The 15,332-nt window shown below is 40.3% G+C and carries 7 protein-coding genes; 5 read left to right on the plus strand and 2 right to left on the minus strand.

The annotated features are described in order from the left end of the window. Positions 1-58 precede the first annotated feature (58 nt). Positions 59-7,732, plus strand: a complete 7,674-nt coding sequence (locus PS1M3_RS00910) for a SpvB/TcaC N-terminal domain-containing protein (protein ID WP_239104472.1) — start codon at positions 59-61, stop codon at positions 7,730-7,732. 12 nt (positions 7,733-7,744) lie between these two features. Then, positions 7,745-8,188, plus strand: coding sequence for a hypothetical protein (locus PS1M3_RS00915; RefSeq protein WP_008129844.1), 444 nt, complete (start codon positions 7,745-7,747; stop codon positions 8,186-8,188). Between the two features lie 441 nt (positions 8,189-8,629). Here PS1M3_RS00915 and PS1M3_RS00920 read toward each other — a convergent pair whose 3' ends face one another. Beyond that, a complete protein-coding gene (locus PS1M3_RS00920; protein ID WP_008129845.1) occupies positions 8,630-10,666 on the minus strand; it encodes a glycoside hydrolase family 97 protein in 2,037 nt (678 codons plus the stop codon). A gap of 162 nt (positions 10,667-10,828) precedes the next feature. Between PS1M3_RS00920 and PS1M3_RS00925 the strand changes: the two genes are divergently transcribed. The 3 genes from PS1M3_RS00925 (at position 10,829) to PS1M3_RS00935 (ending at position 14,348) form a co-directional block, all read left to right on the plus strand. Then, positions 10,829-11,455, plus strand: a complete 627-nt coding sequence (locus tag PS1M3_RS00925; RefSeq protein ID WP_033025471.1) for a methylamine utilization protein — start codon at positions 10,829-10,831, stop codon at positions 11,453-11,455. Continuing rightward, on the plus strand, positions 11,445-12,677 hold the full coding sequence (locus PS1M3_RS00930) for a hypothetical protein (protein ID WP_008129847.1): 1,233 nt from the start codon (positions 11,445-11,447) through the stop codon (positions 12,675-12,677). Before PS1M3_RS00925 ends, PS1M3_RS00930 begins: the two co-directional genes overlap by 11 nt. A 69-nt stretch (positions 12,678-12,746) precedes the next feature. After that, positions 12,747-14,348 (plus strand): methyl-accepting chemotaxis protein, encoded by a 1,602-nt coding sequence (locus PS1M3_RS00935; protein WP_008129848.1) that lies wholly within the window; start codon positions 12,747-12,749, stop codon positions 14,346-14,348. Positions 14,349-14,399: 51 nt separating this feature from the next. Here the strand turns inward: PS1M3_RS00935 and speE are convergent, their stop codons facing one another. Further along, entirely contained in the window at positions 14,400-15,263 is an 864-nt protein-coding gene (gene speE, locus PS1M3_RS00940) for a polyamine aminopropyltransferase (protein WP_008129849.1), read from the minus strand. Positions 15,264-15,332: the final 69 nt, after the last annotated feature.

The raw sequence follows: 15,332 nt of genomic DNA on the forward strand, positions 1-15,332 counted from the left end.
TTGATGTTTGTTTTTTTTTGTTAATATGCGTCGGCTGTTAAACTTTAAGGAACAAAGTGTGAAAATCTCGTTTTATCCCAACAATAATCTTGTACCCCTTGTTTTTTTTACTATATTGCTAAGCGTTTTTTGCTTTCCTGCAAGCTCTATGGGGATGTTTTATCCAGTAGAACCAATAACAATTAATCCAAAAGCTCCAACAGCTTTCGCATTTACAAAAGATGAGAGTTCAATCAGAATTTCTTGGAGTTGGGGAAGCTATGATGATGGTGGAGGGTTGTTATATGGTAGTGGTAGTTCATCGGCAGTAGCACTTCCGTGCAGCGGTTTTTGCGATTCAGAAACCACTTTTTCGGTCGAAGTATCTGAGGATGATAGTTCTTTTAGGGTAGTAGCAGAAGGGTTAAGCTACAAGAGTTATTACTTTTCATTAGCGGGATATAGCAAACACGTATTTAGGGTTCGAGCTGTAAAAAAAATTAATGGCGAAAATAAGTACAGTGATTATTTAGTTAGCCCTCCCATAATAGTTCCTGAAGTAAAAAAACTACCTAAGCCAATTATTGCTCCGTCGACAAGTACTATTCGGTACAACACTTATGTTTCAATTACTTCTGAGCCTTCTGCAACAATATTTTATAAAACTATTGGTTTAGGTTCATCATGCTCAAATCTTGATGGTTGGAAGGTTTACAAAAATGCATTTAAGCTTTCTTCGTCAGCTAATGTATGTGCTAAAGCTAATAAAAGCGGGTGGAAAGATAGTGACACACAATCTAAAAGTTACACTTTGCAATTAGAGCCTCCAATCTTTAATGTAACAACTCCATTAGTTGATGGCGCCAAAGTCTCAATTTATTCTCAGCAAAATGCATCTATTAAATATAAATTAGTTTCAAGAGGAAGTAGTTGTACAAATGGTTCTGTAAATTCTTATTCGTCACCAATTACTCTTAGAGCAAGCCAAAAAGTGTGTGCTTATACAGTAAAGGCTGGTTGGAAAAATAGCGACACTGTAAGTAAAGACTATTTACTTAAATTAAATAAACCATCTATTAAACCTGACTTAAATAAAGTGACAGCTGGCGACAATATAACGATAACCTCCAATCAAAACGCAACTATAAAATATAAATTAATATCACTTAATGCTAGTTGTACTAATTCAGGCTGGCAGTCTTCTGCTCCTGTTTTTTCTTTAACTCAGAGCAAAAGAGTGTGTGCAAAAGCAGTTAAATCAAATTGGAGTGACAGTGACATAACATTCAAAGACTTTACTGTTTTGTTAACCCCACACTCGACACTTACTACACAGACCCCAAATGATGCAAGTAACTTTATTGACACCGTTGCTCCTAGTAGCCAATTAATAGGTACCTTGGAGGGGCAAGCTGGTGTAAGTGGTGGCGCCTCAACGTATCATATTCCAATCCAATTACCGCCGGGCAGAGCTGGCATGCAGCCTGAAGTATCACTTAATTATTCATCCCGCAGTGGTAATGGTATTGCCGGAATGGGGTGGTCGCTATCTGCTAGCTCAAGTATTACAAGGTGCGCAGCCACATATGCACAAGATGGCTTCATGCAAAACCCACAATATAATAGTAATGACAGGCTGTGCTTAGAGGGTCAGCGTTTAATTAATACATCAGGTAGCTATGGAAGCTCAGGGACTGAATATCGTACTGAAATAGATAGCTTTGTGCGTGTAACACAAAGTGGTTCACTAAATGGCTCATCTACATGGTTCAGAGTTGAATATAAAAATGGCCGAGTTGCTTATTTTGGTAAAGACGCAAAATCACGGTTAGTTCATAGTGGTAAAACGGCTACTTACTCTTGGTTAATGCAGTATCAACACGATGCAACAGAGAACAACTTTATAAACTATGAATACGGTGACTTTGGTGTTAGTGAGAAGCTTTTAACTGGTATTTATTACACTAAATCGAGTGCTAATATAAGTAGTTCTGGCGATAAAATGATCAGCTTTGTATATCAATCAAGTTACAAATCAGGTTTTGGTTATGTATGGGGTGGCAAATACGAAAACACACAGAACCTTGCTAGGATAGATATCATTCCAGATGACTCTACGGAGAGTGTCGAGAAAAGTTACCACCTTATTTATGATGAGCATTATTTAAGTCGCCTAGAGCTGTGTAAGTCATCCACTTGCAATACGGGCAATCAATTGGCTGCTACTGATTTTGCATGGAATATAGAAGAGCTTTCTTTTAGTAATACCGATGACCATCCTTATGCAAATGTTGCGATAGAGCCAACAGATATGGTTTTGGCTTCAGGCTCATTTTATGACACCAGCAGCGATTATACTGGTGATGGTCTGAATGACATAAAAATGCTTGAACAGGTGCAAGAAATTGCAGGTAATCAAACAACTTTTGATATTACGAGTTTCCCTGACTATTCCCAGTTTAATAATGGTGCTGTGAATGTTCATAAAATTAGTGGTTATATCGATTATAACTTGAATGGCATCGCTGATTTTGTTTATTTAGACTCCAATTTAAAATTATCTATTGTTGAGCTAAATCGTGAGACAGGAGCTTATGAGGATGTCTTTTCTACAAATATCCCTGCGGCGTGTGATTTGGTTGTCGTTAATGATGGTAGATATAATCCGATGAGTGAGCCTTGTAATAGTTTTGCTCAAGACATGAACAGTGATGGCTACGCGGATTTTATCATCCAAGATAGAGCGAATGGCCAGCTCAAAGTTTACCTTAGAAACACCGATGCTACAGGTAAGCCTATTAGTGGCTTCATTCATATTGGTAACGTAGCCTTAAGTATTCCTAAATTTAGTATTGCTGATATTAATGGGGATGGTACACCTGATGTTTATTATCCTGATTTTGGGAAGTGGGTTGAGCTCTCTGTAGCAGGTAGCACATTGTTATTCACTAATCATGATTTAGGAATAAATCCTGACTTCTTTCCTTCGCGTATGAAAAAGGCTATATGGCTTGATGTCAACGGGGATAACTTACTTGATATAATGACGTTAAAAGAAGATGGGTCAACGAACAAGTTGTATTGGTTTATGCACCTTAATTTTGGTGGCGGGCAATTTTCAACAGGATCAAACACAGGGCTACCAGAGTTTAATGTGTGGGCTGATGCACGTGAAAATACATATGAAGAGTCGACAATTAATAGCTTTGTACAAGTGTTTGATTATGATAATGACGGGCGAATGGATATTCTTGCCCCTTATAGAAGAGCATATGCTTACCATTGTTGGGATGCAACCAACAATCAAGTTTGTTTAATTAGGGATGAAGATACAGGGGAGCGTAGTTATTATCATAAATATGATGTGTGGACTTGGCGTGTTCTTAAACCGAACGAAAATGGTTTAACATTTGAAGAGATAATATTACAAGCCGATGGTGCAGATTTATTAGGCGGCTTAGCAACAACGAGTGTTGTTGATGTAAACGGTGATGGCTGGCAAGAAGTAGTTACAGCTCTTGGCTTTAGGCAACATTCTTCAGATACATCTTGCGGTGTACAAATACCTTATTCAAGCGGTCGTTTTTATTGTTATCCTGATGCAGCACCTGATGCGGGGATTTATACATATGCATTAGAAGGTGGGACAAGTCGGACGTTAAAACGCATTGATAATGACTTTGGTTTAGTGGCAGAGTTTGAATACCAACAACTTGGCCGCAATGCAAACTTGAGTACAGGTATTTACAGTGTTAATAATGCGCCTTTAGCTGATGTGACATTGAGAAAGCTAGGGTCTTCACAAAAAGTTGTTGCTAAATTTAAGCAGCCGAACGGGCTTGGTGAAACACGTAGTAAGCAATACCACTACATTGATGGTGTTTACCAAACGCAAGGCCGTGGTTTTATGGGTTTTAAATCAATTATAGAAAAAGATGTAGATCGTGCTTTAGTCACTCAAACTGATTTTGAGCAAATTTTTCCGTATCAAGGCAAGCTAAAGCGACAAGCTACATTTAGCGAAGATGATTATGCAACAAGGGGAAGCGGGCACCTAGGTATTAGTGATAATGAAACCTATGCGGTAAGTTATTCAAATACTGAGTGGCAAGAGAACTCAACTCACAGTGTAACTGACGTTTATAATTTATACCCAAATGAAACTACACAAATTACTCGAGATTTAGTTACTAAACAAGATCTAACACGCATCGATAAAAATATTACTAGGTTAGATCAATATGGCAATGTAACTGCATCATCTACGCAAGTTGAAGACGCTTGGGGTACGTATACCACAAGTGAAACACGCGAGTATGAGGGTAACGAAAGTAACTGGTGGTTAAATAAACTTAATACTAAAATACAAACTATAGCTCGTGTAGCTGGGCGCAGTACAAACGACCCAATAACGGATGCAGACTTAGATCAAGAAACGAGCATTAGAAGTGAATACAGTAATTACCATGGTAGTAGACAGCCACAAACAATAACAACTACAGCAACACTTGGTGGCTCATCATCTGGTTATGGGAGTGAAATAGATACTATCTATAATGCCTACGGCCTTCCATTATCTGTTAGTCAAACCACAAAAGTGCGTAATAGTAGTGGTAGTTGGATCGACCAAACACGTACAACTTCAACCACCTACAGTAAAGACGGAACTGTTGAAGCTACTGACGGTTATTTTCCATATAAACAAACTAATGCTAAAGGGCATATTAGCTACACCGAAGTAAACCCTGCAACAGGGCAGATAACCCAAACTCGTCAGCAGCTTAGTAGCAATAGCTATCAAGTGACAAACTTTGGTTACGATGATTATAACCGCCCTTACAGTATTCAGACTGATGGCAGTCCGGCCCGTTACAGTGCAATGCAAACACCTGACGCACAAGCACCAGCTAATGCAATAATACAAGTGTTAAATGTCTCAGCAGGGCAGCCTATGCAAAAAATCTATCTAGATGCGCTGGGACGAACATTACGTACAGCTGTGCAGAATTTCGATGGTGACTGGGTGTTTAGTGACGTTAATTATAACAGCCTTGGCTATAAAACGTTTGAATCTATGCCCTATAAAGAAGGAGGTGCAGTTTATGGTACGTCATACACCGAACACGATGCACTTGGCCGCGTAATCGAAAAAGTAACCAATCAACATTGCGGTAACATGACTACTAATTACAGCTACAGTGGACTTAAGACAGATATTGAGGTCTATGATAGTTGTTATGGCATCACCTTGGATATGTCGCGTACCTACAATAGCCTTAAACAGCTTATGCAAACGGTGGATGCTGATAATGGTGTTACTCGTTACAGCTATAATAACCAAGGCTTACCTATTGTTATTCAAGATGCTAATGGCAACAACATAGAGGCAACCTACAACGGCTTAGGCCAAAAAACACAGGTGGATGACCCTAACCAAGGCGTCACTAATTTTGAGTACAACGGCTTTGGTGAGCTGCAACGAGAGGCACGCGTTGGCAGTAAAACATTGACTTATGTCACCGACGTATTAGGCCGTGTAACGCGGCGCACCGCCACAGGTGAAAATACATTAACGTATACCTATGACAGCGCAACGTATGGTTTAGGGCAGTTAAACCAAGCCACAGGCAATGGCGTAACCAAAACCTACACTTACGACAGTCGCGGTCGCCCAAGCGGTCAAACCATTGCAGGCAGTGGTAAAAGCTATACCACAACCACCTTCTACGACAGTAATTATGGCCGCGTAAAAGGGCTGCGTTACCCCAACAACCTCACACTTGAATACAGTTACAATGACGTAGGCTATCAAACGCAGGTAAAAAATGCGGCTAGTGGTTATGTGTATAAAAATATAACTGAATTCGACATATTTGGTAATGGCTCTCAAAATACGCTAGGTAATGGACTCACTGAAAATACTGCTTACAGTAACAAAAGTGGGCAAATGCTCCTAAAAACAATAGCTAAAAATAATAGCAACATTATGAACATCGATTACTCCGCGTACGATGGTTTTGGTAATTTAAAAGCAGTTGATATTACGACAGGTAATATTGGCAATCAGCATAGCTTTAGTGAAACTTACAGCTACGATGCACTACACCGTTTAGAGAGTAATGCCGTTAATGGTATCAGCACAATCAACTATAGCTATGATGCGGTGGGTAATTTGTTATCAAAATCAGACTATGCAACGCAGTATGATTATGAAAACGGCGTAACAGGCGGGCCCAATGCAGTAAAACGTGTTTATCGCGGTGGTTGGAAGTCGTTTGGTTATGATACGAGAGGCAACATGACCAGTGGTGATGGTTTAACCAGCGCTGCCTATAACGCGATGGATAAACCCACACAAATAGTAAAGGACGGTAAAACTCTCAATTTTACTTATGGCCCGCAGCATATGCGCTTTAAACAAGTAAATGGCAGCGTGACTACTTTTTACAGTGATAAATTATATGAAGAAGAAGTTACTGGCACAAAAACCACCTGGCGAGCTTACATAGACGACATTGCCGTAATAAGCCAAACCACTAATGAGGGCGCAACCATCCGCTATACCCACCGCGATCGCCTAGGCAGTGCGCGGGTATTTACCGACCACAACGGGCAAGTAGAATCAGAGCGAAACTACGACCCATTTGGCAAACCACGTTTAGCCAGTGGTGGATTAAAATCATTTGGGGCTTCAAAACTAGATGATTTGGCGGATGCAAAAACGAATCGAGGCTTTACTGACCATGAGCATTTAGATAGTGTAGAGCTAATCCATATGAACGGTCGGGTGTACGATTATAACCTAGGTCGGTTTATGAGTGTTGATCCTGTTATTCAAAGCCCAACGAATAGCCAGAGTATTAATCCTTACTCGTATATAATGAATAATCCTGTGAATGGGCATGATCCTTCAGGCTATGAAGAGGAGCCTCTTGATATTGTGATAACTTGCGCTCCGGATCCTTGTGCAAAGGAAGAACAAAATAACCCTAGTAATAGCGCAGCATCTGGAGATACGAGTCGAGATGGTAATAGTGATAACCCTAGTGCACCCATAAACAATACACCTAGTAATGGAGCACCAAATAAACAAGAGAAAGCGCGAGCTACAGGACCAAATTTACCAGATATAAACTCACCGAGCGAAACTGCTAATAACTTAAGTGACTTTACTTCAGGAAGTATAACGCCTATATCAGGTAGTCGTGCCTTTGGCTATCTTAAGTCAGTAGTTAAGACAGCATCATTTGATATTTTGTACGGAAATAGTTCGCGACTTCCTTGGTTACATCCATCTCCACAAAGTGTTGCTGATATGGATGCATATGAAAAAGAAGCAGGGTGGGAACAGTATGCTACATTAATAATTCCTGGAACTTTGGCAAGTAAAGCTCAGCAAGGGATAAGAGCATCATTTTCTATACCAATAATTAGTCCTACTTTCGCCAATTTGCAAGGAATTGCGAAAGGCTTTCAAGCGCATCATATTTTACCTAGGTATTTAGGGAAAATGTTAGGGTACACTGAAAGTATGATGAAAAATCATCCTGCTACAATGATAACGCAGTTTTCTCATACAGGTGCGGGAAATCCAAAATCCATGCACAGTGCAATTAGAAAGTACCTCCCCCCAATGGTTGGAGGTAAAAAAGCTGAATATAGTTCAGAACAAATAAGAACAGGGTTAGAAAAAGCGTATAATGATTTAGGACGGCCTGATTTATATCGGTCAATTGAACATCTGATACAATAAGGTTGATTAGATTTGGATAAGCAAGTTTATGATTTAAAAGAAGAAGACATTAAAGGGTGTCCAGTGTGGTATTTCCCATTGGATGACTCAGTTGAAGATGAACTTACAGTACGTCCGCTTAAAAAAGAAGACTATTTAAATAATTATCAGTTGTTAGTTCGAACTAATTTTGAAGATAGTTTAGGTAATATTTACATGGGATATGTTTATTGGGATAAATCTAATTCAGTTGAATATATTCAGCCAGTAATATTCACTAATAATGACGAGTGTATCAATTTATGGAACGGTATGATTGAAGCTACATGGGAAGATTATAATAATGAACAGCAAAAAATAAGGAATTACTTCCCTATTAAATATACTTCTCAGTGTTTCTCTAATTTACCATCATTAGTTGGTACACTGGATGGTATTTACTATTTAGCAGGTAATAAAATTAAATGTAAACCTTAATGAATTTATCCTTTGAAAAATTAACAGGGTCAGGTCTTGCATCTTGCAAACCCCTTAAAAGTCTACAAACTGGTACTATAATTAGCCTCGTTTTTAAAGTGATTAGGGTCAAATCTTGACTTCAGACATCAAAGATCTAAATTTATGTCTACAGCTAATTGCTTATGGGGTCAGGTCTTGTTTTTTGCTTTTTAGCCGACTAGTGCTTAATCTTTAGTTATTAATTTACTAACATAGATAGGTAAAAAAGTGGCTAGGCCGTTAATATTAGAGTTCGAAGGTGCTTTGTATCATGTTACGTCGTGAGGGAATGAGCGAAGAAGGCGGCTTACGTGCACAAATTTATCTGCCTATAAAAATACAAAACTCTGCACAATAACCTGTGCAGAGTTTTGTATTTGTAACACTTAAATATCTGTAAAACTGATATAACCGTGAAGCCTAAAGTGCTTTAAAGCGGATGGCAGTGCCGCCGCTTGTTGCTAGTTTTAAAGTTAGCTTATCGTTTGCACTAACTACGCGCTTTTCGATATCTAAATCATACGGCTTGTTTTTCCATTCAGCGTTTTTGCCGTCTTGGTATATATGCGCTTCAAACTCTTTACCCTTTTCTAAAAAGTCGAGTTTTACTTCAATAGTGCGGGCTTTTTCGTCAGTCACTGCACCTAAGTACCAATCGTTTCCTGAGTATTTATCGCGTTTTCGTTCTTTACGAGCGAATACAATAAAGTCGCCCACCTCGCCATCAAGCGCAATACTCTGCTGCCAATCGGTTGGTACATCTTGAATAAACTGAAAAGCATCGGGTTTAGCTAAGTAGTTTTTAGGTAGGTCGGCAGCCATTTGAATCGGGCTATACAGCACAACATAAAGTGCAAGTTGCTTGGCAAGCGTTGTTTGTGGGCGGTTTGTATCATCGCCTAAGCCATTAAAGCCCATATCAAATATACCGGGAGTAAAGTCCATTGGCCCTGCCAGCATACGGGTAAACGCAAGCATAGGGATATGCTCTGGCGGGTTAGGCGGTGTGCCCCATGCATTAAACTCTTGCCCACGTGCGCCTTCGCGCGCAATCCAGTTTGGGTAGGTACGGCGCAGGCCAGTGTCTTTTATAGGTTCGTGAGTGTTGATACTAATTTTATGTTTAGCAGCGAGCTTTACGTTATAAAGGTATTCGTTAACCATAAATTGACCGTCGTGCCACTCATGGCGGGCAATGCCGTTTTCATCTATGCGTTTTATGTTTCCGCCATCGGCCACATAGCCCGTTTTAACTTGGCTTACGTTTGACTTTTCGTAAAGGGCAAAGGCATCTTCCATTTGATTGCGATAGTTAGTTACATTGCCTGAGGTTTCGTGGTGGCCAATTAACTGCACCCCTTTTTGCTTACCGTAGCGGGTAAGCTCCTCAATATCGAAGTCGTCGTAGGGTTGTGTAAAGCTAAACACATCGCCATTAAAAAACCAGTCGCCATCCCAGCCTATGTTCCATCCTTCTACTAGCACGCCGTCAAAGCCATACTCTGCGGCAAAGTCCATGTAGTATTTGGTTGTTTGAGTTGTAGCACCGTGTTTTTCACCACTGCCCCATGTTTGCGTATTTATATGCATACCCCACCAAATACCGACGTATTTACCCGGTTTTACCCACGAAACATCACCTAATTTATTTGGCTCATTAAGGTTTAAAATAATATCGGAGTTAATCAGGTCGACTGCTTTACTGCCTATTTGAATAGTACGCCACGGTGTATTAAATGCGCCTTGCTTTTTTACTGCAATGCCGTCAGACCACGGTGTTAAATCAGCTTGAAAAACACCTGGTCGACGCTGGTTAAGGGTCATACCTGCATAATCGACAAGGGCTGCTTCGTGAATGCTAACGTGTACGCCCTCTTTGTTTTTAAACGTAAAAGGGGTGTGTACTAAGGGAGCGTCGTTAACTGGGGTGGTGTTATAAACATATTCGTAACGGTTCCAGCCTCGGGCTGGGATCCACCACGCTGTTGCACTTTGGCTGTCGGTAATGGCAAATTCGGTAAGTTCTTTTGTGATTTCTATATTTTCAAAACCGGGTTGCTTGGGTACTTCGTATCTAAAGCCCACGCCGTTGTTAAAGGCTCTAAATTTAACAGTAAATACGCCGCCTTGTGGTTTTTTAAATGTAACAGCAACTTCGTTATGGTTGTCGGTAACGGTTTGTCGCTCGCCCCAGGGTTGTTGCCACTGGGTGTTTTGTGTGTTTTGTTGTGTGTGGGTTATTTTAAAACCTTCGCTAAAGGGGGCTTGTTGTTTAAATTTAAAACCAAGCGCGGAGCTATTAATAACCGGTTTGTTTTTAAAGTCGATTGAATAGCTTGGGGTCGTTAATTCGTCAGAAATAGTTATTTTAATATTGCCGTTGGGCGATTGTAATGTGGCTGTTTGTGCAAAACAGCTGCCCGAAAAAGCGAAAAGCAAAAGTGCTGATGTTCTCATTTAAGAGATCCTTACTGTGTCAGTGTGACTTATCAGAATAAAGGCTGTTGTTAACAAATACGAATATCTACATACGTATTCATTTATCAATAAAATAGAAAGAAATAAGTCACCTAATAGGTCTATACTGTAAATAATTTGAAAAATAAGAATAGTAAGATGATGTTCAAATATTTAACGTTAATTATAGTCATGTTATTAACTTGGCAGGCGCAAGCGGTTTCTATCACGGTTAACAATAATAAAAACGAGCCTATGGCTGATGCCGTGGTGTGGCTGACTTCTGAGGTGCTTTCTAGTCAATCCAGCCAAGCGGATACGCTTTATTCTATGGTGCAAAAAGATAGGGAGTTTACACCGCGCATTTTAGTTGTACCACAAAATGCAAAAGTGGAATTTCCAAACGCCGATTCAATTTTGCATCATGTGTATTCGTTTTCTGAGGCAAAAACGTTTGAATTAAAGTTATATAAGGAACAACCCAAGGCGCCATTAGTGTTTGATCAAACCGGTGTTGTTGAGTTGGGATGTAACATTCATGACTGGATGCTTGGTTATATTGTGGTTGTTGATAGCCCTATTTTTGATATTACCGATAACAGCGGACATGTAAATTTAACCGTAGAGCCAGGTGAGTACACACTTAATGTGTGGCATTCTGGGTTTGGCGATATAAGCCATGTTGAGTCTAAAAAAGTAACCATAGGGCAAGCTCCATTTATTTATAAAGTGAAGCAAGCCATAACCGAGCAGTTTGATTTTGCTACGGATGAATTTGATGATTATTAACCACATGCTCAAATATGCGGTTGTGAGTGGTGTGCTTTTATTTAGCGCGTCAATCAGTGCACAGGTTAAGGGGCTGCTACAAGTGCGTGCAGTTCAAGGTGATGCGCTAAAAAGTTTTCAAGACGGAGGCACCGGCTTATACCGACACGATGCTAAAAGCGATGGGGTTTTATTATCGCAAGGTATTATTGACGTGCGCGCCGATTTAGCAACAAGTTGGTCTGCTCATGGGGTGTTAAACGTTAATCAGGACCCTGATGTAGGTTTAGGTTTAACACAAGCCTATTTTACATATAAACCATTAACTAGTAGCGCTTATAAGTGGCATGTACGAGTGGGTGGGTTTTATCCGCTAATGTCGTTAGAGAACCCAGATATTGGCTGGACATCTCCTTACAACTATACCAATTCAGCAATTAATAGTTGGATAGGTGAAGAGCTTAGAACCGTTGGCGCAGAGGTAACAATAAAACGCCCCGCTAAACGTTTTAACAGCCCGCATAGTTTTAGTTTAGTGGGGGCAACATTTAAAGGTAACGACCCTACAGGCACGCTGCTGTCTTGGCGTGGCTTTGCCATGCACGACAGGCAAACTACATTTAACGAAGGTATTAGGTTTGCACCCGTTGCAGCACTTAGCGAATATGCATTGCGTTGGCAGGCAAATCAGGTTTTACCATTTGAAGAAGTTGATGGGCGCTTTGGTTATTACCTTGGTGTTCACTGGGATTATTTAAAACAATCACAATTTAGAGTTTATTATTACGACAATAATGGCGATCCAACTAAACTGAACATTAGCTCAGGACAATATGCATGGAATACACGTTTTACCAGTGCTGCATGGTTATATAAATTTAATAATAAAATGCGTTTTATAACACAGGTACTAAGCGGTAAAACCGAAATGGGGCATAGCAAATTAATAGATAACGACTTTTATAGCCATTATTTAATGCTAAGCCATAAAGAAGGTAAGCATAGAGTATCGTTGCGGTACGATTACTTTAATGTAACCGATAACGACACGACGGTATTTGACCCAAATGCAAGCAATGGCGAAGGGGTAACAGCCTCTTGGCGTTACGCGTTTAGCAAACATGGTCAAATTGGTATTGAAGGCTCAGCACTAAAAAGTTTTGTAGACAATAGAGCTGCAATGGGGCTGCAGCAGCGAGCTTCGCAGCAGCAAGTAATGATTAACACGCAATGGAAGTTTTAGGTTTTATCAACCTACTGCAATTTTAGGTTTAATTTGTAAGAGGCGTTTAGGGCCTTGCAGGGTGATAAAATGAATTTGCATAGTATTCGCGTTAAAGTGTCGTTTCCTATTGTTGTATTAGGACTTGCCATACTCTCGTTAATTGTGGGGTATACCTACTTAATAACCTTACAAAAAAATGCACTTGATGTGCAGTCTGAAAAGTTTATTAAGGCGCTGTCTCTTGCTTTAAACGCAGACCGCGACCTATACCAAGCTAAAGTGGCCGAATTAAATTTAGTAGCTCATTCAAAAAATACAGAAAAGTACCAGGCAGAGCACGAAGAAAATGCAATGCAAGTTACTGATAAACTTAATCAGTATTTATCTTTAATGAAAGATTACCCCAGTATAGCTAAAGAGCTAAATGGCTTTGAAAACGACTTTAATGCTTGGCTTGCAGCGTCAAAAAGCTACATGGCTGATAAAAATAGCCAAGCTAAACAAACGAATTCAGAGCAAGCATTTGCCACTTTAAGGATTAGGCTTGATAAAGCCGGTGAGCTGGCTGAAAAAACCTCGGAGCAAGAAATCATCACGCTTTCATCCAATATCATTTCAACAAAAATGATGATGCTGACAGTGGTTGCTATTATTTTAATTGCAGCGAGTTGGTTTAGTTACATTGTGCCTAAACAACTTACTCGCCAAATCAATTATGTGACTAAGCGTATTAGTGATATTGCCTCAGGGGATGGCGATTTAACTGGCCGAATACAAGTAACGTCTAAAGATGAGTTTTCTGACTTAGCCACCGAATTTAATACTTTTTTAGATAATTTACAGCAATTAATACGCGATATATTAGAGCAATCTAAAGAGTTAAATAGTTTAGGTGTTGAGCTTAGCAAAGTGGCCACCCAAAATAACAGTGTAAACCAAGCCTTGGGGCAAGCGTCGGAATCTATTGTAAGCGCAGTACATGAAATGAGCACCGCTAGCAAAGAGGTTGCAGGGGTTGCACAGCAGTCATCAAGCGAAGCCGATAATTCGTTAAAACTAGCGCAACAAGGGCTTAGTGCGGTGGCCAATTCTAGTTCGCGAATTACCTCTCTTTCTAGCAACATGGAGCAAGCTATGGCGCGCTCTACTGAGCTGCAACAAAGTTCTGACAACATCGCCAAAGTCCTTGAGGTGATTCGTGCCATAGCAGAACAAACAAACTTATTAGCACTTAATGCAGCAATAGAGGCGGCACGTGCTGGCGAATACGGACGAGGCTTTGCGGTTGTGGCTGACGAAGTAAGGACGCTCGCTACGCGCACACAAGATAGTACCAACGATATTCAACAAATGATTGAGTTGTTTGCATCGAGTGTATCGCAGTCGATTAATGCTATAGGTGAGAGTAAGCAATTTGCAGATGATGCTGTGGAATCGTTTTCGCAAACTAACGATATACTCAATGCCATGCAAAGTTCATCTACTAAAGTAAACGATATGGCTATGCAAACTGCGCAAGCAACCGAAGAGCAAACAACGGTTTCTGATGAAATAAGCCATAACTTATCATCACTTAACGATCAAACCTTAGAGGGTGGGTCGCTGGCGCGCACAACGCAAGATGTATCAAATAAAATGGAGCAGTTAACAGACGAGCTTAATCGATTAGTTAACCGGTTTAAGGTTTAACGTAACAAAAAGGGAGCGTGTAGAGCTCCCTTTTTAGAATATTAACACTGATTATTTTTTATCAAACGCGCGTTTCATAAAGTTAGGTGTTGCTAAAGCCCCATGGTGAATACCACTGTTGTAGTATTCACTTTGCGTTGCAACGTGTGCTGCGCCGTCTTCTCTAAAACCATTAAATGCTTCAGACTTACGAGCAAGTGTTACCGACCATAAACCACTTGGGTAAATAGGCTGAGGGAATGGCAATGTTTGTAAATCGTTAAAGCCAACGCTTAACATCGCTTCACGCATTTCAACCAATAGTGGCATATGCATAAGTGGCGATTCGCTTTGTTGCACTAAAATACCGCCAGGGCGAAGTGCGTTTAAGCAGCTAGTGTAAAACGCATGGTTAAATAAACCTTCACCTGGGCCTACTGGGTCGGTGCCATCAACAATAACCACGTCGATAGACTCACCAGCCACTTCGCGCATGTACTTAATGCCATCATCAAACATAACTGTAGCGCGTGCATCGTTATTAGACTCGCACAGCTCTGGGAAGTATTTTAACGACATTTGTGTGACTACTTCGTCTATGTCAATTTGCGTTACGCTTTCTACGCCAGGGTGTTTTAATACTTCACGTAACGTGCCGCAGTCGCCGCCGCCAATAATAACCACATTTTTAGGATTTGGGTGTGCTAAAAGTGCAGGGTGGCTGATCATTTCATGATAAAAAAAGTTTTCGCGGGTTGATACCATGGTACACCCGTCGATGATCATTAAATTACCAAAGTCTGTGGTTTCGAACATTTCTACTTTTTGAAAAGGAGACTGTTTTTCATCTAACTTTTTGTTAATGCGTAATGAAAATGCGCTGCCGTCACGGACGCTAATTTCAGTAAACCACTTACTTTGATCTAAGTTTGCCATAGTTGCTGATACACTTTTTAGGTTAAGGTAAAAAAAGGGCAATTCTGCCAGTGCTTGGCGGTTTGCTCA

The organism is Pseudoalteromonas sp. PS1M3, from assembly GCF_016865405.1.
Taxonomy (GTDB): Bacteria; Pseudomonadota; Gammaproteobacteria; order Enterobacterales; family Alteromonadaceae; genus Pseudoalteromonas; species Pseudoalteromonas marina.

Bases quoted from the DNA above. Each gene is read 5' to 3' on its own strand.
- PS1M3_RS00920 (WP_008129845.1), bottom strand. From the start codon at position 10,666: ATGAGAACATCAGCACTTTTGCTTTTCGCTTTTTCGGGCAGCTGTTTT.
- PS1M3_RS00925 (WP_033025471.1), top strand. From the start codon at position 10,829: ATGTTCAAATATTTAACGTTAATTATAGTCATGTTATTAACTTGGCAG.
- PS1M3_RS00930 (WP_008129847.1), top strand. From the start codon at position 11,445: ATGATTATTAACCACATGCTCAAATATGCGGTTGTGAGTGGTGTGCTT.
- PS1M3_RS00935 (WP_008129848.1), top strand. From the start codon at position 12,747: ATGAATTTGCATAGTATTCGCGTTAAAGTGTCGTTTCCTATTGTTGTA.
- speE (WP_008129849.1), bottom strand. From the start codon at position 15,263: ATGGCAAACTTAGATCAAAGTAAGTGGTTTACTGAAATTAGCGTCCGT.